The sequence below is a fragment of the Streptacidiphilus cavernicola genome (assembly GCF_042510955.1).
GTDB classification, from domain to species: Bacteria; Actinomycetota; Actinomycetes; order Streptomycetales; family Streptomycetaceae; genus Streptacidiphilus; species Streptacidiphilus cavernicola.
Genome location: NZ_JBHFAB010000022.1, coordinates 122684 through 144004, shown reverse-complemented (window position 1 = coordinate 144004; position 21321 = coordinate 122684). Strand labels below are relative to the sequence as shown.

Below are 21321 nucleotides of genomic sequence, written 5' to 3'. Positions count from 1 at the left end.
GGTCGTTCACCTCAGGTGAACGACCGCCCGTTCCTTGTGCGTGCTGTGCTGCTTGCCTGCTCACGACAGTGGGGCCCCGGCCTGAGCCGGGGCCCCACTGTCAGGACTGCGTGGGGATTCAGCCCCAGTTCTCGCAGTGGTTGCCGAACGCCGGGTTCAGCGCGCCGATCACGTTGACCGTGTCGCCGCAGACGTTGACCGGGACGTGCACCGGGACCTGGACGGCGTTGCCGGACAGCACGCCGGGGGAGTTGAACGCGCCGCCCGCGGCGTCGCTGCTGGCGGAGGCGGCACCCGCGCCGGCCGCGATCAGACCGACTGCGGCGGCGGCGACGAACATGCTGCGCTTGCTGTTCAAGACGGTGCTCCTTGGTAGAAATGCGGTTCACGCCGCCCGACGTCGGGACGACGGACTGCCAAACGCGTTGCCGGGCACCGGGCAACGCCCGCCGGGTGAGCGTCACTCAAACGCGTTACCGGGTGGGCCATTCGGGGGGACGGCCGGACGTGGGATCTTCGCGGCGGCGCCGTGACCCGCCCGCGCCCGGCCTCGTTGGTCCTCGTATGCCCGAAGCCCGCTGGTCCCGCATCAGCCCCGCCGAGCTGTTCCCGGCCGCCGCCGAGGTCTCCGACCGGGGCCGGCGCCATGCGCCGGGACCCGACGAGCCGGTCTACAGCCAACTGGTCGGCGAGTGGCGGCAGCGCGGGCGGATGCTGCCGGGGCAGCGCGACCGGGAATGGGTCGAACTGGTGGTCAGGCCGCGCTGGCGGTAGCCCGCGGCCGTACCCTCTCCGCCTCCCGCGCGTTATCCGGACCATGAAGCTCATTCGACTCGTCACCCTTGCCGCGGCCGGTTCCGCACTCGTCGCCGTCGCCGCACCGGCCGCACAGGCCCAGGAACTCAGCAATTCGGTCACCGGTGCCGCGAAAACCGCCGGAATGGCCACCAGGAATGCACTTCCGGTGGTGCAGGGCGCCATCGGCGGAAAGGTGGGGGAGAAGGTCCAGGACGTCCAGAAGACGATCCAGGGCGGTTCGGACGCCATCGCCGGAGTGAATGACCTGGTCGGCTGAGCGGCGCGGCACAATTGATCGGGCGTCAGGGGTACTTATGCTGGGGATGTTTCCCGGTCGGCCCCTGAATCCTGGAGCAGCAGGCAATGCTGGAGCGAAAGCAGCGTAAATCGACGACCCTGGTCACCTTCGTTCTGCCGGCCGAGCACCCCTGCGGTCCGGTGAGCGTGGTGGGGGACTTCAACGACTGGCAGCCAGGGACGCACACGCTGATCGAGCGCCCCGACGGCAGCCGCGCGGTCACCGTCACCCTGCCGGTCAAGGACAAGGTCGCCTTCCGCTACCTGGCCCACGGCGACTACTGGTTCGACGACGAGCACGTCGACGCCCACGACGGCGCCAACGGCGTCCTCTTCACCTGACCGGAACAGCGGAAACGGGCCCCTCGCGCAACAGCGGGGGGCCCGTTCGGAATACCAGGGTCAGCAGTGCGAACCGTCGTGGCCGTGCCAGAAGTGCTCCACCGCGACGTGGTGCCAGTCGGAGACGTGGAAACCGTGGTGGAACGCGCTCTGCTGCTCGCCGCCGCCGTTGCTGCAGTGGTTGCCGAAGGCCGGGTTGAGCAGGCCGACCACATTGACCGAGTTTCCGCAGACATTGACGGGGACGTCCACCGGAATCTGGACCACATTGCCGGAGAGAACGCCCGGCGAGTCAAAGGCGGCGCCGTAGGCATTGCTGTCCGCGCTGGCTGCTCCGGCGCCGGCGACGAGAAGGGCGGCGGCACCGCCGAAAAGCAGCCCGGCCTTGGTGAGGGAACGCATTTGGATCTCCTTCGTAGGGTTGTCCTACGAGTCATCCTTGGCGAACCCCCGCAGGAGCCCCGGCTGCGACACGGCGGGGTCATGCGGATGGCGCAGGGCCGGGGGCGGTCACCGGCGCGGCCGGGGGCAGGACGATAATGGCGCCATGCGATACCGAGGCGCCTCCCCCCGTTTCCTCCGCGCCGCGGCGGCGGTCCTGCTCGCCGCCGCGCTCCCGCTGCTGGCCTCGGGCTGCTCGGCGGGCAGTGACGCGGGCGTGCAGCGGACCCTGCCCGGTGTCTCCCGGACCACGCTGAGCACCAGCGCCGACGGGGTCACCCTCAGCATGAAGGCCCGCAATGTGGACCTGCGGATCAGTGACGCCTCGGTGCTGGTGGACCCGTCCGGTGCGGCCTACCTGCGGCTGACCGTGAACAACCAGGGGCCGGCCACCGAGCACCTGGCGCTGGTGTCGCTGGCCGGGGGCGGCCAGGCGGTCCTCAAGGGGGGCGCCGCCCTGTCCGGGTCGCTGACCACGGCGGGAGTACTGCTCGGCTCCGGCAGCAGCGTCGGCTTCGGGGCGCCGTCCGGCAGCAAGGAGCCGTCGGTCCAGCTGCCGGCCGACCCGAGCCGGAAGGTCGGGGGCACCGAGCCGGTGATGCTGGTGTTCGGCATCGCCGGCCTGGTGCACCTCGACCTCCCGGTCCGCGCGGCCTAGGGCCGCTGGTCAGGGCCGCTGGGTTGGGGCGCTGACTAGCTGACCGTCAGGTCGTCCGCGTAGACGTTGCCCTGGGCGTACCAGCCGTGGATGTACACGGTGACGGTGCCGTTGGCGCCGGTGGTGAACGGGACGGTCAGCTTGGTCCAGCCGCTGCCGCTGGTCCAGGTGCTGGCCGAGGCCCCGCCGCTGACGCCGAGGTAGGAGTAGTTGCCCTGGACCCAGCCGCTGAGGGTGTAGCTGTGGTTGGGGCTCAGGGTGAGGGTCTGGTCGCACTCGCCGGTCTGCGAGGAGGTCGGCGCGACCAGCAGGGCGTGCGAGCCGGAGTGCACCGGAGTGCTGACCACGGCGCCGCCGGGCTGGCAGGTCCACGGGCTGAGGCTGCCGGTCTCGAAGGTGCCGTTGACCAGCGAGCCCGAGCCGCCGCCACCCGTGCCGGTGACGGTGAGCGAGTAGGTCGCGGTGTGGCTGCCGGAGGCGGCGGTGCCCTTGACCGTGATCGGGTAGGTCCCGGCTGCGGCGGTGCTCGCCGCGGTGACGGTGAGGGTGGCGCTGCCGCCCGCGGTGACCGAGGCCGGGCTGACCGAGGCGGTCACGCCGGCCGGGGCGCCGCTGACGCTGAGCGCGACCGACTGCGCCGAGCCGGAGGTCACCGCGGTGCTGACGCTCGCGGTGGTGGAGCCGCCGGGAGCGATCGAGCCGGAGCCCGGGGCGACGCCGACCGAGAAGTCATTGCTCGGGACGGTGGTCCCGCCGTTGAAGGCCTCCAGCGCGTGGCTGAAGTCCCAGGTGCCCTGGGCGATCCCGGAGCAACTGTCGGAACCGGCGGTGCCGTTGGCGCAGCCACCGTTGTCGCGCTGCAGGGCCCAGAAGGAGAGGCTGGCGAGGCCCTTGCCCGCGGCCCAGGCCTCGACGTTCTTGGCGTCCGCGACGGTGGTGGTCTCGGCGGTGCCGTAGTCGTCGACGCCGGGCATCAGGGTGATCCCGATCATGCCCCAGAGCTGCGCGGCGGTCTTGCTCGGGTAGAGCGTGGCGAGCTGGTTGTAGAGGCCGGTGGCGGCGCTCTCGGCGTCGTTGCCCATCTCGTGGGTGGCGCCGTCGTAGTAGTCGAACGTCATGATGTTGGCGACGTCGACCCGGGCGTTGTACTTCACCGCGCTCTTGAGCACCGCGAGCCCGCTGGAGGCCAGCCCGCTGGTGGTGGTCGGCAGGGTGTAGGAGAACTGCACGGTCCGCCCGTTGGCGGCGGCCCAGGAGTCGACCAGGGCTATCGCCTGGTTGCGGCGGTCGATCCCGGCGCTGTTGGTCAGCGAGTTGTCCTCGGTGTCGAGGTCGATCCGGGTGACGTTGTAGGTGGTGATGACGCTCTCGTACGCCGCGGCGATGGAGTTGACGTTGGTGCAGCTGTCGGCGATCTCGGTGCCGGTGTCGTCGGCGGTGTAGCCGCCGAAGGAGGGGATGACGTCGCCACCGCCCGCCTGGATGCTGCTGATGTCGCTGCCGAAGTTGGCCGAGGCGATCGGCAGGCTGGTGTCGCCGTTCCAGAGCGGGGTGCAGGAACCCTTGCTGGCGGTCTGGATGAAGGCCATCGACAGGTACTTGTTGCCGGAGGCGCTGGCCAGCCCGGAGAGGCTGTCGCCGTTGTAGGCCTCGAAGTACGGGGCGGAGACATGGGCCGGCAGTGGGGTTGCCGCCGCATGCGCGGCTCCCGCGGTCCCGACCAGGGCACCGGCCGCGGCAGCGGCAGTGGCCAGACCGGCGACCAGGGCACGGAAGGGGGTGTTTCGTCTCATCTGGGCTCTCCTGTGGGGGTGTTACTGGTAGAGACCTCTGGTAGGACATCGACAATCTTTGGACTAGACCAATTAATTGTCAACACTCTTTCCAGTTATTGTCCGAGCCCGCTTCCCACAGGATTCGACGCCGGGTCAGTCGGCGAGCAGGTTCTTCCGGAGCGCGGTCAGCGCGGCCGGGTCCAGGCCGAGCCGGTCGACGACGTAGCCGTGGACCGAGCCGTGCGCGGCGGCGAGATCGGCCAGGAACAGCTCCATCGCGGTGGCCGGGGCCCGGCCGAAGGACGGCCAGACCTGCTCGCGCTCCGGGTGCGCCGCGTGGAAGTCGGCCAGCAGCCGGTCCCTGGCCAGCTCGGTGAGCGCGTAGTCGGCCGCTGCGTCCTGCTCGCTGACTCCGAGCAGGATCAGCACCAGGGCGGCGATCATCCCGGTCCGGTCCTTGCCGGAGGCGCAGTGGAACACCAGTGGGGCGTCGTCCGCGGCGGCGATCAGTTCGAGCGCCTGGCGGATCTCCACCGCACCGTCCTCGGCCACCTCGGTGTAGCGGTCGGCGAGGAAGCGCCAGGGGTCGACGTCCGGGTCGATCGCGGCCTGGTCGTAGGGCCGGTGCTCGATGCTGAGGTTGTGGAAGGCGAGGCCGTCCTGCTCCGGGACCCGGCCGCCGCGCTCGATCTCCCAGGGGTAGCGCAGGTCGATCACGGTACGCACGCCGAGCGCGAGGAAACGGGCCCGGTCCTCGGGGGCGTCGCGCAGCTTGCCGAGCGAGTCGGACCGGTACAGCCGCCCCCAGCGGACGGTCCGGCCGTCGGCGGCGCGGTAGCCGCCGAGGTCCCGGAAGTTGTGCAGCCGGTCGAAGGGGAGGTGTCGTTGCGTCACCCCGACCACCCTAGGCGGGGCGTCGGCGTGGCCTGGGTCGGGGGTCCGGGGGCGGGGGCGAGGGGCTGGCCGGAGGTCGGGGGGTTGGTCGGGGCTGGCGGTCGGGGCCGGGCTACGCGTTCGCCGGGCCGGGGCCGGGGTCAGGACCAGGGTCGGGGTCGGGGGCCGGGCCGGGTCGGTGGCCGGGTCGGGGCCGGGTTCAGGGCCAGGGCCGGGGGCCGGGTCGGGGCCGGAGGCCTGACTCTCGGTGCTTGGAGGCATCGGCATCGGGGTCCAGTCGGGCCCCAGTCGCGGTCCGGGCCCGGGAACGGCCCCGGCTATGCGGTCCGGGCCCGGGGGCGGCCCCGGCTATGCGGTCAGGGCCTTGCGGCGGCGGAGCCTGCGGGCCCAGAAGCCCTCGTGCGGGCGGCGGACCTCGATCCTGCTGCTCTTGGCCAGCCCGGAGACCCGCACCAGCAGGGTCACCGGCGTACCCGGCTGGTGCTCGGCCCGCTGCTTGACCTCGCTGCTGCGCACCTCCAGGTCGTCGACCTCGACCAGCACCCCGGCCGGGACCACCAGCCGCAGGTGGGAGCTGTGCAGGGAGACCTGGAGGTCGAGCACCGGTTGCCGGACCACCGCGGCGGTGAGGTCGACCAGCGCGTTGGCGCTCCTGGCCTCCACCTCCATCCGCGGCGGCACCAGCCACGGGCCGGTCTTCTGCACCCGGCTGTGCCGGGCCTGCATCCGGACCACCTCGGGCGCGGGCCCCGAGCCGGGCGCGCCGGGGCGCATCAGCGCGGCCGAGCCGGACGGGCCGGTGGCGGCGGGCAGATCCCGGACCAGGACCGCCAGTTCGCCGTAGGTGCGGGCGGTGAGCGCGGTGCCGAGCCGGTCGTCCAGCTCCTCTGCGGTCAGCCGACCGTCGCCCGCGGCGACGCGCAGCTGCTCCACCACCGCGTCGCGGTCCTCGTGCGAGGCGCGGAGCGCGTCCGGCGCGTCCGGCGCGTCCGGCGTGCGGGGGGTGTGCGCGGCAGTGGTGCTCGGGGAGGTGGGGTCGATCGGCTCCGGGGTTGGGCCCGACTCTTCTCGCGACATATCGCGTATCGTACCCGCTTCGTCGGGGGCGTGCGAGGGGCGGCAATGCCACCCCGGCGCGTGGTGGAAGGTCACGATTCGGCATTTCCGCTGACGTGGACCCGCCATTCCGAGTGTCATGGGTGTGACAAACCGTCGAGGACGGGTCCTCCACACGCTAGGAGTCCCATGTCACGCATTCCCACCACCCCGGGAGCACGGCGTACCGCCCGCACCGCCCGTACCGCCGTCGCGGCGCTGACGGCGGGGGCCACCGCCCTGGTCCTCGCCTCCGCCGCGGCCCCGGGCGGCGCTGCCGTCGCCACCGGGAGCAGCGCCGGGCGGTCCGCCGTCCGCGCCGACGTACGGCCCGCCGTGGCCGGTCCGCGGATGGCCCGGGTGCTGACGGCGCCGATCACCACCGCGCAGTGCGTCGCCACGTACGCGATCCACTGCTACTCGCCACTGCAGTACCGGACGGCCTACAACCTCTCGCCGCTCTACTCGCGCGGGATCACCGGGCGCGGACGCACCATCGTGATCGTGGACTCCTACGGTTCGCCGACCATCCAAAACGACCTCCAGGTCTTCGACAAGCAGTGGGGTCTGCCGGACACCAAGGTCGACGTGGTCAAGTACGGCAATGTGCCGCCGTTCGACCCCAGCAACAGCGACATGACCGGCTGGGCCGGTGAGACCACCCTCGACGTGGAGTACGCCCACTCGATCGCCCCCGGCGCGAAGATCGTCCTGGTGGAGACCCCGGTCTCGGAGACCGAGGGCACCACAGGCCTGCCGGAGATGATGAACGCCGAGCAGAGCCTGATCAACAAGGGCGTCGGCGACGTCATCTCGCAGAGCTTCGGCGCGACCGAGAACACCTTCCCCGGCTTCGACCAGGGGAACACCTCCTCCCTCACCAACCTGCGCTACGCCTTCAAGGACGCCTACGCCCACGGCGTCACCGTGCTGGCCGCCTCCGGCGACAACGGCGCGACCGACGCCCAGGCCAACGGAGTCGACCTGTACGACCAGCGGGTCGACTCCTGGCCCTCGTCGGACCCGCTGGTCACCTCCGTCGGCGGCACCGAGCTGAACCTCGACCAGCAGGGCAACCGGCTGTCGCCGGACACCGTCTGGAACGACGGCTACGGCGCGGGCGGCGGCGGCGTCTCCGGCGTCTTCTCCCGCCCGTGGTACCAGAACGGCGTCCGCAAGGTGGTCGGCGCCCACCGCGGCACCCCCGACATCAGCATGAGCGCGGCGGTCGACGGCGCGGCCTGGACGTACCAGTCCTACGACCCGGCGCACGTCGGCTGGGGCCTGGTCGGCGGCACCAGTGAGGCCACGCCGATCTTCTCCGGCATCGTCGCGCTGGCCGACCAGCTGGCCGGGCACCGCCTCGGCCTGATCAACCCGGCCCTGTACGGCCTGTCCTACCTGCCGTCCCGGCTCAGCGGCGAGGTGGACGTGACCACCGGCGACAACTCCTACGGCGGAGTCACCGGCTACACCGCCGGCAAGGGCTACGACCTGGCCTCCGGCCTCGGCACGATCGACGGCAACGCCTTCGTCCACGCCCTGGCCTTCACCGGCTGACCCCTCGTCAGCAGCCAGCCCCCGGGAGCAGGGACGCCGTTATGGCGTCCCCGCTCCCGCCGTTGTCGCGGACCTCTGGTGCGGATAGGGCAAGCTGGGGGTGGCAGAGATGAGGAAGACCACGTGAGTGCACGTTTTCAGGAGCTCGACTGGCGGCAGACGTCGTTGGGGGAGCTGGTGCTGCGGCGCCGGTGGTATCCCGGGGTCGGCAGGGACGTCTATGAGATCAAGCTCAACGACGAGTACCTGATGTCCAGTCTGTTCACCGTCGCCGAGGAGGAGCTCGGTCGGCTGGCCCTCGCCGAGCTGCCGCCGGGAGAGGGGACGCTGGACGTGGTTGTCGGTGGGCTCGGTCTCGGCTGTACCGCGCAGGCCGTGCTGGAGAGTGCGAACGTGCGCTCCCTGGTCGTGCTGGACGCGCTCAGTGAGGTGATCGAGTGGCATCAACGCGAACTGCTCCCCTCCGGACTGGCCGCCGACCCGCGCTGCAGGCTGGTCCACGGCGACTTCTTCGCACTGCTCCGCTCGCCCACGGGCCTGGACCCGGAGCTGCCGGACCGCCGGTTCCACGCGGTCGTGGTCGACATCGACCATTCGCCGCGGCATCTGCTGCATCCCGGCAACGCCGACCTCTACGAGCCCGCGGGGCTCCGCCGGGTCGCCGAACGGCTCTATCCGGGCGGGGTGTTCGCGCTCTGGTCAAACGATCCGCCGGATCAGGAGTTCATGGAGGTACTCGCCGCCTGCTTCGCCGAGGCACGGGCCGAGGTCGTCGCCTTCGACAATCCGCTGCAGCAGCGCGAGGCGACCAACACCGTCTACCTCGCCCGACGCTAGCGCTACGGCTCGCCCAGGCCCGGCGACGCCGTTATGGCGTCACGCCGCTGCGCGGCCCGGCTCCGGGGTGGTGCGGGTGATCTGCCGGAGGAACTCGGTGTTCCCGGCGGTGTGCTTCATCCGGTCCAGCATCAGTTCGACCGCCTGCTGTGGCGACTGCGTCTGCAGCGCCCGGCGCAGCCGCCGTACCGCGTCCAGCTCGTCCGGGGAGGTCAGGATCTCCTCGCGGCGGGTGCCGGTCGGGGCGGGGCTGATGGCGGGGAAGACCCGGTTGGCCGCGAGCGTGCGGTCCAGCCGCAGCTCCATGTTGCCGGTGCTCTTCAGCTCCTCGAAGTAGTAGTCGTCGGCCCGGGAGCCGGTCTCCACCAGCGCGGTGGCGATGATGGTCAGCGAGCCGCCCTGCTCGATGTTCCGTGCCGCGCCGAAGAGTTGCTTGGGCGCGAGCAGCGCGCCCGCGTCCACGCCGCCGCTCAGGGTACGGCCGCTCCCGGCGGTGGCCGCGTTGTTGTGGGCGCGGCAGAGCCGGGTGAGCGAGTCGAGCAGCAGGACGACGTCCTGCCCGGCCTCGACCAGGCGCTTGGCGCGTTCGACGGCGAGCGCGGCGAGCGCGGTGTGGTCCTTGGCGGGGCGGTCGAACGTCGACGACAGCACCTCGCCGCGGACCGAGCGGCGCATGTCGGTGACCTCCTCGGGGCGCTCGTCCAGGAGCAGCACCATCAGATGGCACTCGGGGTGGTTGCGGGCCACGGCGTCGGCGATGGCCTGCAGGATCATGGTCTTGCCGGTCTTCGGCGGGGCGACGATCAGCCCGCGCTGGCCCTTGCCGACGGGGGCGAGCAGGTCGATCATCCGGGTGGTGAGCCGGCCCGGTTCGGTCTCCAGCCGCAGCCGCTCGCGCGGGTGGACCGGGGTGAGGTCGGCGAAGTGCGGGCGTTTGGCGAGCCCGGGGTCGCCGGGCGGCAGGCCGTTGATCCGCTGGATCCGGTCCCCGGCCAGTTCGACCAGGTCGCCGCGGCGCAGGCCGTACCGGCGGACCTGCTGCGGGGTGATCCGGCGGTCGCCGGGTCCGGGCAGGTAGCCGCCGGTGCGGAGGATGCCGTTGCCGCCGGCGAGGTCGAAGACCCCGGTGGTGTCCGGCGGTTCGGAGGCGGGTGGGATTCGGGTTGCGGTTGCGGTGGTGGGTTCGATGGCAGGTGTGGTGGTGGTAGTCATGCGCATTCCTTCTGCGGGCACGGATGGTGGGCATGCGGCAGCGCGGTCTGTGAACGCCAAGGTGGTCTTGCGAACGGCGCGATGGTCGTGCGAAACGGCACGGTGGGCGGGCACGCCGACGAAACGCCGACGGATGTGGCCACTGCCTGTATCTGAAAGGAGGACTGCGCCTGGTCGCCGGTCACAGAAGGGACGGGCCGCGTCAGGGGCGTCGAAAAAGCGAGATCACAGAGTCACACGGGTACCGAGATCCGGCACACTCACATGCTGGGGCCACTATAGCACCCCGCAGAGCCTGGTGGAACCAGGCAGGCCGATCAGGCGGAGGCGGAGGGGGTGAACACGATGCGCCGTCCGGTCTCGATGGGCGCGGTCCAGGCCCGTTCGACCTCGGCCAGCGGCACCGGCAGGGCCGCGGCGGTGAGCGTACCCGCGGTGAACTGATCGATCAGGGAAGGCAGTTCGGCGACGATCCCGGCCGCGGTGAGCGAGCCCTGCCCGCTGCCCATGATCCGCAGATTGGCGGCGCGGAGCACGAAGGAGGGCAGGGTGATGTCCGGTCCGGCCATGGAGCCGATCTGGATCCAGTCCAGCGCCGCGCTGCGCTCGGCGCGTTGGGTGAGCAGGGCGGGGATGGCCCGCTCGGTGACGGCGCCCCAGGTGTAGTCGATCACCACGTCGACGTCCGCGGCGGCCTTGCCGAGCCGGTCGGCGGCCTCGGCCGGGTCGCCGGCCAGGGAGACCGTGCGGGTGGCGCCGAGGCCGGTGAGCAGCTCAAGCCGCTGCTGGTCGCGTCCGGCGGCGACGATCCCGGCCGCGCCGAGGTGACGGGCGATCTGCACCGCCATCTGCCCGGCGTTGCCGGTCGCGCCGAGCACCAGCACGCTCTGTCCGGGCTGGAACGAGATCCGGCGGCGCAGCGCGACCCAGGAGGACATGGCCGGGTTCATCGCGGCGGCGATCACCACCGGGTCGGCGTCGTCCGGCAGCGGGACCGCGCGGCGCGGGTCGAGCAGGGTCTGCTCGGCCATGGTGCCGGGCCCGTCGTCGTCGGCCACGAAGTAGGCGCGCCGCCCGTCGGGCAGCCGTCCCACGCCGTCGACGCCGGGGATCAGCGGCAGGCTTCCGTCGCTGGTGTAGTGGGTGCCGTTGGCGCCGGAGCGGACCCGGGGGTGCAGTCCGGCGGCGAGCACGTCCACCAGGACCTGGCGCCCGGTCGGCTCGGGCGCGGCGAACTCCTCGTAGCGGGGCGGGCGGTCGAACGAGCGGACGACGGCGGCGTACATGGCGACTCCTTCAGGTTTAGTACGTGACACAAACCAAGTTAATTTGTTCCACGTACTAAGTCAAGTAGGCTGGGCGCATGGACAACGACGGCGTGGACGGCGCGCCCGCGGAAGCGGTGCGGGACCTGGGGATCGTGGACAGCTTGGTTCAGCTGTCGTTCCTGGTGCAGGGGGTGCTGGGGCAGGTCGCCACCGAGCACGGGCTGTCGGTGATCCAGCTCCGCCTGCTCGGCGTGCTGCGGGACCGCGAGCCTGGGATGCAGGAACTCGCCCGGCATCTGGGGCTGGACAAGTCCAGCATGACCGGGCTGGTCGACCGGGCCGAACGCCGCGGCCTGGTCCGCCGCGCCGCCTCGCCCCACGACGGGCGCGCGGTCCGGGTGTCGCTGACCGAGGAGGGCCGCGCGCTGGGCCGCACGATCACCGCCGACGCCGCCCGCAGGACCCACGCCCTCACCGCCGACCTCAGCGACCAGCAGCGCAGCCAGCTCTCGCTGCTGGCGACCCTGCTCGTCACCGGCCACAGCACGATTGAGCCCTGACCTGCCGTCCCCCGACGGAACCTGACCGGTCGAGACGAACCCGACCGGCTCGGGCCGCCGCCCCGTTCAGCCGCGCAGGAGGCGTCCGCGTTTGAGTTCGAGGACCTCGTCGCAGCCGGCGGCGACCTCGCGGGAGTGGGTCACCACGACGACGCACTTGCCGTCCTGGTGGGCGAGTCGCTGGAAGACGCCGACGATGCCCTGGGCGGTGTCGTGGTCCAGCGCGCCGGTCGGCTCGTCGGCGAAGAGGACGTCGACCTCGCAGGCCAGTGCGCGGGCGATGGCCACGCGCTGCTGCTGGCCGCCGGAGAGCCGGAGGGTGCGGCGGTTCTGGTCCTCGCGGTCGACGCCGAGCAGGTCGAGCAGCTCGGTGGCCCGCTTCCTGCGGTCGACGCCCTTGACTCCGGTGATCTCCATGGCCGAGGTGATGTTCTGAACCGCCGTCATGTAGGTGAGCAGGTTCAGGGACTGGAAGACGGTGGCGACGTGCCGGTTGCGGTAGCGGGTCTGCCCGATCGCGGCGATGTCCTCGCCCTTGAAGCGGACCGTGCCGGAGGTGGGCACGTCCAGGCCGCTGGCCATGGACAGCAGCGTGGTCTTGCCGCAGCCGGAGGGGCCGACGACGGCGTACATCCGTCCTGCTTCGAAGGCGTAGTCGATGCCCTTGAGCACGGTCCGCTTCTTGCTGCCGACGCGGTAGGTGTGGGTGAGGCCGGTGAGCTGCAGGAGCGGGGCCTGCGGTGCGGTGGTGGTCGCGGTGGTCATCGGTCAGTTGCCCTTCGAGAGGATGTCACGGGGGGTCAGCCGCAGGGTGCGGACGCCGGGGAGGACGGTGGCCAGCACCGCGATGGCCAGGCCGGTCGCGCCGACCCCGGCCAGGTCGCCCGCGCCGAGGCCGATCCGCAGCCGGTCGATCGGCTGGACCTGCGGAGTCCCGCCGCTGGACGGTCCGTTGGCGCCGCCGGTGGGGTCGCTGGGGTCGGGCTGGGCCTGCTGCTGGGCCGCGGCGCTCCGGGCGTCGGCGACGTCCCCGGCCAGGAGGTGGTCGCCGACCGCCTGGGAGACGAAGGACGCGCAGGCGGTGGCGATGCCGACGGCGACCAGCCCGCAGACCACGGTCTCCGCCAGCTGCTGGCCGACGAGCCGGGGCTTCCGCTCGCCCAGCGACATCAGGATGCCGAGCTCCTTGCGGCGCCCGCGCATGGCGGCGGCGGTGATCAGGGCGAGGACGGCGGCTCCGGCCACCGCGACCAGCCAGAGGGTGACGGTCGCGAACCGGGCGGTCTTGTCGATCGGGCCGACCAACTGCCGGTACTGCTGGTCGTTGACGGAGATCGGCCAGATCGTCGGGTCGATCCCGGCGGCCTTCTCGTCCTTGACCAGTCGGGCCAGGTCGTCCGGGCCGTGCAGGGTGAAGTCGGCCTTGTCGGTGGTCGCGCCCTGGGAGGCGTCCATGCCGGTCACCCCGGTGGCGGCGAGCGGCGTCAGATAGAGCAGGTTGGCGGCGAGGGAGTCGGCGGGCTGGTACTGCCCGGGGTCGGCGGCGCTGTTCTGGTAGATGCCGCCGACGGTGAGGACGAAGTCCTGCTTGCTCACCGGCGGTCCGCCCTGGCTGGGCAGTTGACCGACCCGCAGGTGCAGCTTGTCGCCGACCTTGAGGTGGTCGGCGCGGGCGAGCCGCTGCTCGATGACGACCATGTCCGCCGGGCTGGTCGGGGTGATCCCGGAGCCGCTGATGATCTTCGAGTCGCCGTTGTGGAAGTCGGGCACCCCGGCCTGGTCGCGGATTCCCTGGACGCTGAACCAGTCGGTCATGGTGGTGTCGGTGCCGACCGGCGGGGGCACCGGTTGGTAGAGCTTGGCGGCCCCGGAGCCATCAGCGGAGGCAGAGGCAGAGGCGGAAGCAGCGGGGGAGGCGGGGGCGGGGGCAGCCAGGCCGTCGACGGTGTAGTTGCACCGGACCACCGCCGCCGACGCGCACAACCGGTCGAGCTTGGCGAGCGGCAGCCGCGAGGCGGCCATGACGCCGGCCGGGACCGCCCCGCTCTGCTGCGGGGCCCCCTGCGCCGCGAGCAGCGCGTTGAAGTCCAGCTTCAGGTCCGCGGTGGCGCCGACCCCGGCCTTGGCCCGGTCCGCGGCCCGCGCGGCGGCGGACCTGATCAGGAAGCCGGACAGGACCAGGGTGCAGACCACCGCGAAGACGCCGACCATGAGTGCCGTCCGGCCCGGTTGGCTGGTCAGCTGCCACCAGGCCCGTTTGAACAGGTTCATCGGATTCTCGTCTCGTCTCTGTGTCGTCTTCTGCGGTCGGTTGGCGTGAGTCGCCGTCAGCTGTGGGCAGTTGTCGTCGGGGGCAGCAGGGAGGGACGTCGGTGTCACTCGTCGTGGGCGAGGATGTCGCGCGGGGTCAGCCGCAGCGCGGCCAGGCCGGGGAGGACGGTGGCCAGGGCGGCGATGCCCAGCCCGACGGCGCCGACCTGGGCCAGGTCCGCCGCCGCGAGGTGCACCCGCAGCCGCGGTGCCGCCGCGCCGGAGAGCAGTTGGCGGCTCGCGGCCTGTGCCAGCAACGGGCTGCACAGCGCGGCCAGCGCGATGCCGAGCAGCGCGCACGCGCCGGTCTCGACCAGTTGCTGGCCCAGCAGTCGGGGCTTGCCCTCGCCGAGGGAGAGCAGCACGCCCAGCTCGCCGCGGCGTTCGCGCAGTGCGGAGGCGGTGGTCAACGCGAGGATCGCGGTCCCGGCCAGGGCCACCAGCCAGACCGTCAGCACGGCCGTCCCCGCGGTCCTGTCGATCGGACCGACCAGCTCCTGGTAGGCCTTGTCGTTGAGGATGAACTGCCCGGCTGCCGGCTGCCCCGTCCCGGTCTGTCCGGCCCCGGTTCCAGCCTCGGCCCCCGTCCGTACGCCCGCGGCCTGCGCGTCGTGCTCCAGGCGGGCGAGGTCGGCGGGGTCGCGGAGCCTGAACGTCGCGCTCTGCGCGGCCGGGTCGGCGTCCGCGGCGGCGCCCAGCAGTCGGGCGGCCCCGCTCGGGGTGAGGTAGAGCTGGTCGGCGGGCTCCATCACGGCGGGCTGGTAGGTGCGGCTGTCGGGGGTGTCGTCCGCGTAGATCCCGCCGACGGTGAAGACCAGGTCCTGCGGTCGGCTGCCGGTTCCCTGAGCCGGGCGGGAGGCCAGGTGGACCCGGTCGCCGACCTTGAGGTGGTTCTGCTCGGCGAGCCGCCGCTCGATCACCACCGCGTCCTTGGGGCTGTCCGGGCCGATGCCCTTGCCGGAGACCAGGCGTGCGTCGCCGTTGCGGAAGGCCGACTGCAGGCCGAGATCCCGTACGCCGTGCGCCGCGAACACCTCCGCGGCCCGGCCCTGCGGCCCGCCCGGGGGCGGCACCGGCTGGTGGAGCGCGGTGGTCGCGGTGGGCGACGCCTGGGCCTCGACGGTGTAGTCGCACTCCTCGGCCGCGGTGGAGCGGCACAGCTCCTCGGCCTGGCCGACCAGCAGTCCGCCCGCGGTCGGGCGCAGCGTGGCCACCGCGCCCACCGACTGCTTCGCCTGGTCGCCGGCCCGTGCGGCGGCCGACCGGATCAGCAGGCCGGAGAGCACGAGGGCGCAGATCACCAGGAACAGTCCGGTCGTCGTCGCCGTCCTGCCGGGATGGGCGGTCAGGCGCCACCACGCCCTTTTCCACAGATTCATGGTGGCGACGCTAGCCAGCCCGGTATTTCGGTCATATTTGCGAAGCCGAGGCGCCCGGTCCGCTGGCGATCCACATACGATCCACATCCCGGTGCTGGTAGAGATGTCAGAGCAACCGGAAGCCGACAGGGACCCGACCGGGAAGCTGGCGGGTTGCCCAGCAGAGAATGGCGACAGATCGTGCGCGTACTGGTGGTGGAGGACGAGGAGCACCTGGCCCGGGTGCTCCAGATCGGGCTGCGCAAGGAGGGCATCGCGGTCGACGTCGTGCACGACGGCTCCACGGCGCTGGCCCGCCTGGAGGTTTACGACTACGACGCCGTCGTCCTGGACCGCGACCTTCCCGGCGTGCACGGGGACGAGGTGTGCCGGCAGATCGTGGCTCGGCGGCTGGGCTGCCGGGTGCTGATGCTGACCGCCGCCGCGCTGCCCGGCGACAAGGTCGACGGCCTGGCCCTGGGCGCGGACGACTACCTGGCCAAGCCGTTCGACTTCCCCGAACTCGTGGCCCGGCTGCGTGCCCTGTACCGGCGCAGCCCGGTGGCGCACGCCCCGGAACTGACCGTCGCGGACCTGGTCCTGGACACCCATCGCCGCCGGGTCACCCGGGCCGGGACGGTGCTGCACCTCACCCCGAAGGAACTGGCCGTGCTCGAACTGCTGATGCGCGCCGAAGGCGGTGTGCTCAGTCCGGAAGACCTGCTGGACAAGGCCTGGGAGGCCGGGACGGACTCGCGGAACAACGCCGTCCGACTGGTGGTCTTCGGGCTGCGCCGCAAACTCGGCGATCCGCCGCTGGTGCACACCGCGATCACCGCGGGCTACTACCTGGGACCGGCGGCATGAGACGACGCACCGTCAGGCTGCACACCCGCCTGTTCGCAGGCTTCGCCGCCGCGCTGGTGGCCTGCGCCGTGCTGATGGTCGGGGTCATCTACACCGGCGTCCGCTACCTGCCCGACTACCGCTTCGCGCCAGCCGCTCCGGTCGGCACGGCCACCGCTCCGGGAACCCCGGTCGGCACGGCCGCTCCGACCGCCCCGGTCGGCACGGTTCCGCAACGGCCGGTGCCCGGGCCGACCATGGACGTCTCGCCACTGCCCCCCGACGTCCCGTACGACAAGACCCGCGCGGTGACCGTGACCGTGACCGACAAGCAGGGCGTCTGGTCGGCGGTGCTGCTCATCTCGATCGGCGGCGTCCTGCTGGTCGCCCTGCTCGGACTCGCCTTCGGCTGGGTCTTCTCCAAGCGGCTGCTGGCCCCGCTCCACTCGATCAACCAGGCGGCGGCCTCCGCGGCCGACGGCGACCTGACCCACCGCATCAACGCCCACGGCCCCGCCGACGACCTGCAGGAACTCGCCGACACCTTCGACACCATGCTCGCTCGGCTGCAACGGTCCTTCGCCGCCCACCAGCGCTTCGCCGCCAACGCCTCGCACGAGCTGCTCACCCCGCTGACCACCACCCGCGCAGCGCTGCAACTTGCCTCGTCAGAACCGACGGTGGAGGAACTGGCCGAGCTGGTGCCGATGCTCACCGAGGCCAACGAACGCAACATCGCCATCGTCCGCTCCCTGCTCCAACTCGCCGACGCCGACGGCGTCCCCGCCTTCGACGAGACCCCGGTGGACATCAGCGCACTCGTCGCCCGCGCGGCGTCGGAGCGGGCCGAGGCGGCGGCGGAGCGGGGAATCCGAGTCGAACTCGCCACCAGCACGGGCGCCGGTGGCGGAACCGCCCCTGGCACCGCCGCCACCAACACCCACACCCGCCACACCCGCACCGAAGTCCGCGGCAACGCCGCACTGCTGCACCAACTGGTGCTCAACCTGCTCGACAACGCCCTCCGCCACAACGTCCCCGGCGGCAGCGCCCGCCTGGAGGTCCGACGACAGGACGACGACGTCGTCCTGAGCGTGTCCAACACCGGCCCCCCGGTGGCCGCCGACCAGGTCGACCGCCTCTTCGAGCCCTTCTACCGCGCCCAGTCCCGGGTCTCCAGCGACCGCTCCGGCCACGGCCTCGGCCTGGCCATCGTCAGAACCGTCGCCCAAGCCCACCACGGCACCGCCACCGCCCGCCCCCAGCCCGACGGCGGCCTACTCGTCCACGTCGCACTCCCCGCCGCCGACCGCCCGACAGCGCCCTGACCCTGCAACAGGCCGGCTCTGGCCGACCAGGGTCAGAGCCTTCCGGGCAGCCCACTGGATCTTCTACAGTTCACGCATGCCCTCAGCGAACCCCCACGGCGACCTGGTACTCACTGACCTTGATGCGCTGCGCGCCGTCGCCGAGCCGCAGTCGTATGCGTTGCTGAGGCGTCTGCAACGCGAAGGGTCCGCGAGCATCGAGCGGCTGGCCGCCGATCTTGGCGCGTCGCCCGATGAGTTGCGCGCCCGGCTCGACGTGCTCGCCGGGTACGGCGTCGTCGAAGAGTCGGACGGTACATGGCGGGCGGTTTCGACTGGCCTGCTGATCGATGTGCCCGACGACACGGAGAGCCAGGCCGCCGCGCGGCTGATCACCACCCAGATGGTCCGCGAGGCGGCTGCCGTTCCGGCCCATTGGTGGGACGCGGACGAACCCCGCCTGCCCGATGAGTGGCGTCGAGCGGCCGGAGTCCTGAACATGGGGCTGTGGCTGACCCCTGAGGAACTCCAAACACTGACCGACCAGTTCGAGGAACTCACCGCACCATACGCCAAGCGCGCCGAGCACTCCGACGACGCCCGCCGGGTCCGCGTGCAGGTCTACCTGATGCCCACCGCCGACGACGCCGAGGCGGCCGACGCGCTTGAAGCCCTGGGCTGAGCCCCCAAGCCGCCCGGCCGGGCATCAGTGCAGGTCCGCCGTGAACGGGTGGGTGTGATCGTGCGGGCGGGTCGACCTGCTCCTCGCTGACAGCGTCGGAGAGTTGGACGGCCTCGGCGATTCTGCGGGCGGTTGTGGATCCCACGGTGCCGGAGGAGAGGGGCGCGCTGATGAACCAGCTGCGTGCCTCGTCGTCCTTGCGTGCGGCGATGGCGTCGATCAGCTGGCGCAGGGCAGAGTGCCTTGTGTAGCTGGCTAACCAGACGAGGGCTGCTGTCGGGCAGTCGAGGGCGGTGAGGGCTCCCACCGCGGGGCGGGTGAGGGCTCTCAGTAGGGCGAGGATCTTGAGGTAGGGCACGTCCTCCGGCCCCCGAGCCGGCCCAGGAGGGCGATGCCGACGCTCACGGTCAGCGTGCTGGTGCCGGTTTAGTCGGCCACGGGCCAGGGACCAGCCAGCGTTGGACGAACTTGGCTTTCGTGTCTCAGCTTCCGTTGTAGAGGCGGTTCAGGTCGATGAGTTCGACGTCGGGGCGGGTGTCCGAGGCGGTCTGCAGCGCAGGCGCGAAACCGGCACGCGAGAAGAGCAGGAGCTTGAGTGGTGACGTGACGCGGGCGGCCGGGAGCAGGTTGCGCAAGTGCTCCAGGCGTTCGAGGTGGTGCAGGTCCATGCGCGTGCCGGTGGCCTTGGCCTCGCCGACGGCGGTGACGCGGTTTGCCCCGAACGCGTTGGACTCGGTGACCACCAAGTCGAGTTCGTGGCCCCGTTTGTGCTCCCGGCAGGCGATCTCGCTGGGGAGCACGCTGCCGGCGTGTCCGCCGAGGGTGTCCGTGTCGGCGTGTTGCAGACACCACTGCCGGGCCAGGTCCTCGAAATGCGGACCGTAGATCTTGGCCGAGACGGTGTCGGCGTTGTCGGCCCAAACCTGGTGGGCGCGGCCGATGACGAGCTCCGGTTCGTGGCGCTGGATGAGGAGTTGGTGCAGACGCACGGTCGGCTCACTGATACGGAACACACTGCGCTTGTCTCGCAGGGCGTCGTCCACCTGCTCCAGCAGGCCGATGTCCTGCAGGCCTGACAGGAGGTGCGCCAGAGCACTGGACGGGCGGCCGAGGGCGGAGGCGATCTCAGAGCGGCGGTGGTTGCCGGCACTGACCGCGGTCAAGGTCGCCGCGTAGGAGGTGGGGTCGGAGATGGAAGGCTCCTCGCGCAGGAGCAGCCAGCCCTCACGGAACATGGCCGAAGCGGGGTTGAGCAGTCGACGCTCCACCCACTCGTCGAACTCGCCCAGATCGGCGGGCGGAGCACCGCCGCACATCTCCTTGTACGCAGGCGTGCCGCCGACGAGGGCGTTGAGCCGGAAGGCCAGCTCGGGATCGTCCTGGAGTCCCCAGAATGCGGCGGCCTCCCGGTAGCGGAACGGCCTCACCACGAGTTCCATGCTTGCGCGGCCACGCAACGGTGCGCTGCCGCTGAGGAGTTGGGACATCGTCGTGAGCGCGCTGCCGCAGAGGATCAGGCGGGTGCGGGTGCTCTCCTTGGCGTGGCTGAGTGGGCTCAGCGCCTTCTGCAGATAGGAGGGCAAGGAGGGGGTGGTAGCCACGAGGTAGGGGAACTCGTCGATGACGAGCGGTACTTCACGTTCTTCGCCGATGCGCAGGATCTCGTCCAAGGCGTCCTGCCAGTCCCGGAAGGGGATAGGGCGGCGCAAGCCCTGGAAGGCCGCGTAAGCGGCACCGAGGTCGGTCAGGTTCTGGGCTTCGGTCTGCTGTGTGGCTGCGAAGAGAAACCCTCCGGTCTCCCGAGCGAGCAACTCCAACATCAGAGTCTTGCCCTGCCGCCGACGACCGTAGACGAGTCCCATGGTGGCGCCGGGCTGGCCGGAAGCAATGAAGGTCTGCAGTTCATCCCACTCGGTGGAGCGGCCGAACAGCCGCTTCGGCTTCATTGCCATGAGGGATCGCCCTTTGTTCGCCCGGATCGAGTCATCATAGGAGCAACTATCATAGCCTTGGCTATGTCTTTCGCTCCAGGGAGTGAATCGCGACGCAGGTCGCCGACCCGCCTCGGTGCGGCCCCGGGGCAAGGCTGGCGCGGCTACTTGACATTGACAGGTACTAGGAACACTCTAGTAGCTGTGACCTCCAGCCATGACCCGCAACTGCTCAAAGGCGTCCTGTCGCTCCTGCTGCTGCACCTGCTGGCAGAGCAGGAGTCGTACGGGTACGAGGTGGTCCAGCGCCTGCAAGGGGCCGGATTCGCCGACGTGCTGGAGGGCACCGTGTATCCCGCCCTGGCCCGGCTCGAACGGGAAGGGCGGCTGGCCTCCCGGCTGGTCGCCTCTCCCAGCGGTCCGGCGCGCAAGTACTACCGGTTGACCGGCGCCGGGCACGAGGCCCTGGCCGCCGGTGCCGCCGGCTGGGCCCGGCACGTCGCCGGGGTCGAGGCCGTCCTGTCCCGTTCCCTGTCCGCCGCACCGCAGAAGGGCTCCTGACATGCCGCACACTGTCTCCTGGTACGACCGGCTGCGCGTCGAGCGGGTCGTCTGGTCGCTCGACCAGCGCCTCTACGACCTGCCGAGGCACACCCGGATCGCCCACCGGCGCGAGGTCCGCGCCAACCTGCTGACGGCTGCCGCGGAGGTCGGCGCTGCTGAGGCGCTGCACCGCCTCGGCAGCGCCCGGGAGTTGGCCGCGCAGTACCGGGACGCCGAGTTCGGTGAGGGTCCGCGGCACTCCTGGTTGGCCGCCGCGGTCTTCGCGTTCACCACCCCGCTGGTCCTCAACTTCTTCCTGAGCGAGGCGGCCAACGCCTACGAGCAGGCCATCACCGCCACGGGCACGCACGCCGACGGCAGCTACACCTGGGGCGGCGTCACCTGGCTGCAGAGCCCGCTGACGTTCGTCCTGCACCGGGGTCAGGCCACCCACGTCGGCGGGGCGTACACGCCGCTGACCTACGTCCTGCTCGTCGCCGGGGCGATCGCCTGCGGTCGCCTGTGGCGCGCCCTGCCCCGCCTGCGCACCCCGCGCCCGGCGGCGCCGGCGGCGGGCTGACAGGCCGCTTGACGGTAGGTCAGGGCC

General features: G+C 71.6%; 23 protein-coding genes. 12 read left to right on the top strand and 11 right to left on the bottom strand.

Annotation, left to right across the window (positions count from 1 at the left end; translation table 11 throughout):
* Positions 1-118: 118 nt before the first annotated feature.
* A complete protein-coding gene (locus ACEZDE_RS25905; protein ID WP_380540516.1) occupies positions 119-340 on the bottom strand; it encodes a chaplin in 222 nt (73 codons plus the stop codon).
* Between the two features lie 224 nt (positions 341-564).
* On the opposite strand from ACEZDE_RS25905, the gene ACEZDE_RS25900 reads away from it, so the two are divergent.
* From ACEZDE_RS25900 to ACEZDE_RS25890, 3 genes are all read left to right on the top strand, one after another.
* On the top strand, positions 565-774 hold the full coding sequence (locus ACEZDE_RS25900) for a hypothetical protein (RefSeq protein ID WP_380540501.1): 210 nt from the start codon (positions 565-567) through the stop codon (positions 772-774).
* Positions 775-817: 43 nt separating this feature from the next.
* Positions 818-1075 (top strand): hypothetical protein, encoded by a 258-nt coding sequence (locus ACEZDE_RS25895; RefSeq protein ID WP_380540498.1) that lies wholly within the window; start codon positions 818-820, stop codon positions 1073-1075.
* 86 nt (positions 1076-1161) lie between these two features.
* Entirely contained in the window at positions 1162-1437 is a 276-nt protein-coding gene (locus ACEZDE_RS25890) for an isoamylase early set domain-containing protein (protein WP_380540495.1), read from the top strand.
* A gap of 60 nt (positions 1438-1497) precedes the next feature.
* Here the strand turns inward: ACEZDE_RS25890 and ACEZDE_RS25885 are convergent, their stop codons facing one another.
* The gene (locus tag ACEZDE_RS25885) at positions 1498-1839 is read right to left on the bottom strand and encodes a chaplin (RefSeq protein WP_380540492.1); all 342 of its coding nucleotides are present in this window, start codon (positions 1837-1839) and stop codon (positions 1498-1500) included.
* A 145-nt stretch (positions 1840-1984) separates the two neighbouring features.
* Between ACEZDE_RS25885 and ACEZDE_RS25880 the strand changes: the two genes are divergently transcribed.
* On the top strand, positions 1985-2536 hold the full coding sequence (locus ACEZDE_RS25880) for a hypothetical protein (RefSeq protein ID WP_380540489.1): 552 nt from the start codon (positions 1985-1987) through the stop codon (positions 2534-2536).
* A gap of 35 nt (positions 2537-2571) precedes the next feature.
* Here the strand turns inward: ACEZDE_RS25880 and ACEZDE_RS25875 are convergent, their stop codons facing one another.
* The 3 genes from ACEZDE_RS25875 to ACEZDE_RS25865 all read right to left on the bottom strand — a co-directional run bounded on the left by ACEZDE_RS25875 (position 2572) and on the right by ACEZDE_RS25865 (position 6282).
* On the bottom strand, positions 2572-4329 hold the full coding sequence (locus ACEZDE_RS25875) for a carbohydrate binding domain-containing protein (RefSeq protein WP_380540486.1): 1758 nt from the start codon (positions 4327-4329) through the stop codon (positions 2572-2574).
* A 135-nt stretch (positions 4330-4464) separates the two neighbouring features.
* On the bottom strand, positions 4465-5205 hold the full coding sequence (locus tag ACEZDE_RS25870) for a tyrosine-protein phosphatase (RefSeq protein WP_380540483.1): 741 nt from the start codon (positions 5203-5205) through the stop codon (positions 4465-4467).
* 348 nt (positions 5206-5553) lie between these two features.
* Entirely contained in the window at positions 5554-6282 is a 729-nt protein-coding gene (locus ACEZDE_RS25865) for a DUF1707 SHOCT-like domain-containing protein (protein ID WP_380540480.1), read from the bottom strand.
* Between the two features lie 168 nt (positions 6283-6450).
* Between ACEZDE_RS25865 and ACEZDE_RS25860 the strand changes: the two genes are divergently transcribed.
* Entirely contained in the window at positions 6451-7860 is a 1410-nt protein-coding gene (locus tag ACEZDE_RS25860) for a S53 family peptidase (protein ID WP_380540477.1), read from the top strand.
* Positions 7861-7983: 123 nt separating this feature from the next.
* A complete protein-coding gene (locus tag ACEZDE_RS25855; RefSeq protein ID WP_380540474.1) occupies positions 7984-8697 on the top strand; it encodes a spermidine synthase in 714 nt (237 codons plus the stop codon).
* Positions 8698-8736: 39 nt separating this feature from the next.
* Here the strand turns inward: ACEZDE_RS25855 and rho are convergent, their stop codons facing one another.
* The gene (gene rho / locus ACEZDE_RS25850) at positions 8737-9909 is read right to left on the bottom strand and encodes a transcription termination factor Rho (protein WP_380540471.1); all 1173 of its coding nucleotides are present in this window, start codon (positions 9907-9909) and stop codon (positions 8737-8739) included.
* 317 nt (positions 9910-10226) lie between these two features.
* Positions 10227-11195 (bottom strand): quinone oxidoreductase family protein, encoded by a 969-nt coding sequence (locus ACEZDE_RS25845; protein ID WP_380540469.1) that lies wholly within the window; start codon positions 11193-11195, stop codon positions 10227-10229.
* A gap of 77 nt (positions 11196-11272) precedes the next feature.
* Between ACEZDE_RS25845 and ACEZDE_RS25840 the strand changes: the two genes are divergently transcribed.
* Entirely contained in the window at positions 11273-11737 is a 465-nt protein-coding gene (locus ACEZDE_RS25840; RefSeq protein ID WP_380540466.1) for a MarR family winged helix-turn-helix transcriptional regulator, read from the top strand.
* A gap of 66 nt (positions 11738-11803) precedes the next feature.
* Here the strand turns inward: ACEZDE_RS25840 and ACEZDE_RS25835 are convergent, their stop codons facing one another.
* The 3 genes from ACEZDE_RS25835 to ACEZDE_RS25825 form a co-directional block, all read right to left on the bottom strand.
* Positions 11804-12502 (bottom strand): ABC transporter ATP-binding protein, encoded by a 699-nt coding sequence (locus ACEZDE_RS25835; protein ID WP_380540463.1) that lies wholly within the window; start codon positions 12500-12502, stop codon positions 11804-11806.
* A gap of 3 nt (positions 12503-12505) precedes the next feature.
* A complete protein-coding gene (locus ACEZDE_RS25830; protein ID WP_380540460.1) occupies positions 12506-14008 on the bottom strand; it encodes an FtsX-like permease family protein in 1503 nt (500 codons plus the stop codon).
* Positions 14009-14112: 104 nt separating this feature from the next.
* Positions 14113-15426 carry an FtsX-like permease family protein gene (locus ACEZDE_RS25825; RefSeq protein WP_380540457.1) on the bottom strand — a complete coding sequence of 438 codons (1314 nt, stop codon included), beginning with the start codon at positions 15424-15426 and terminating at the stop codon, positions 14113-14115.
* Between the two features lie 180 nt (positions 15427-15606).
* Between ACEZDE_RS25825 and ACEZDE_RS25820 the strand changes: the two genes are divergently transcribed.
* The 3 genes from ACEZDE_RS25820 to ACEZDE_RS25810 all read left to right on the top strand — a co-directional run bounded on the left by ACEZDE_RS25820 (position 15607) and on the right by ACEZDE_RS25810 (position 18240).
* Positions 15607-16272, top strand: coding sequence for a response regulator transcription factor (locus ACEZDE_RS25820; protein WP_380540454.1), 666 nt, complete (start codon positions 15607-15609; stop codon positions 16270-16272).
* Positions 16269-17579 carry a sensor histidine kinase gene (locus ACEZDE_RS25815; RefSeq protein WP_380540451.1) on the top strand — a complete coding sequence of 437 codons (1311 nt, stop codon included), beginning with the start codon at positions 16269-16271 and terminating at the stop codon, positions 17577-17579. Before ACEZDE_RS25820 ends, ACEZDE_RS25815 begins: the two co-directional genes overlap by 4 nt.
* Before the next feature lie 76 nt (positions 17580-17655).
* Positions 17656-18240 (top strand): HVO_A0114 family putative DNA-binding protein, encoded by a 585-nt coding sequence (locus tag ACEZDE_RS25810; protein WP_380540448.1) that lies wholly within the window; start codon positions 17656-17658, stop codon positions 18238-18240.
* Positions 18241-18722: 482 nt separating this feature from the next.
* On the opposite strand, the gene ACEZDE_RS25805 is transcribed toward ACEZDE_RS25810, so the two are convergent.
* A complete protein-coding gene (locus ACEZDE_RS25805; protein ID WP_380540445.1) occupies positions 18723-20192 on the bottom strand; it encodes an AAA family ATPase in 1470 nt (489 codons plus the stop codon).
* Positions 20193-20375: 183 nt separating this feature from the next.
* Here ACEZDE_RS25805 and ACEZDE_RS25800 point away from each other — a divergent pair, with 183 nt between their 5' ends.
* Entirely contained in the window at positions 20376-20732 is a 357-nt protein-coding gene (locus tag ACEZDE_RS25800; RefSeq protein ID WP_380540442.1) for a PadR family transcriptional regulator, read from the top strand.
* Between the two features lies 1 nt (position 20733).
* Positions 20734-21294, top strand: coding sequence for a hypothetical protein (locus tag ACEZDE_RS25795; RefSeq protein WP_380540439.1), 561 nt, complete (start codon positions 20734-20736; stop codon positions 21292-21294).
* Positions 21295-21321: the final 27 nt, after the last annotated feature.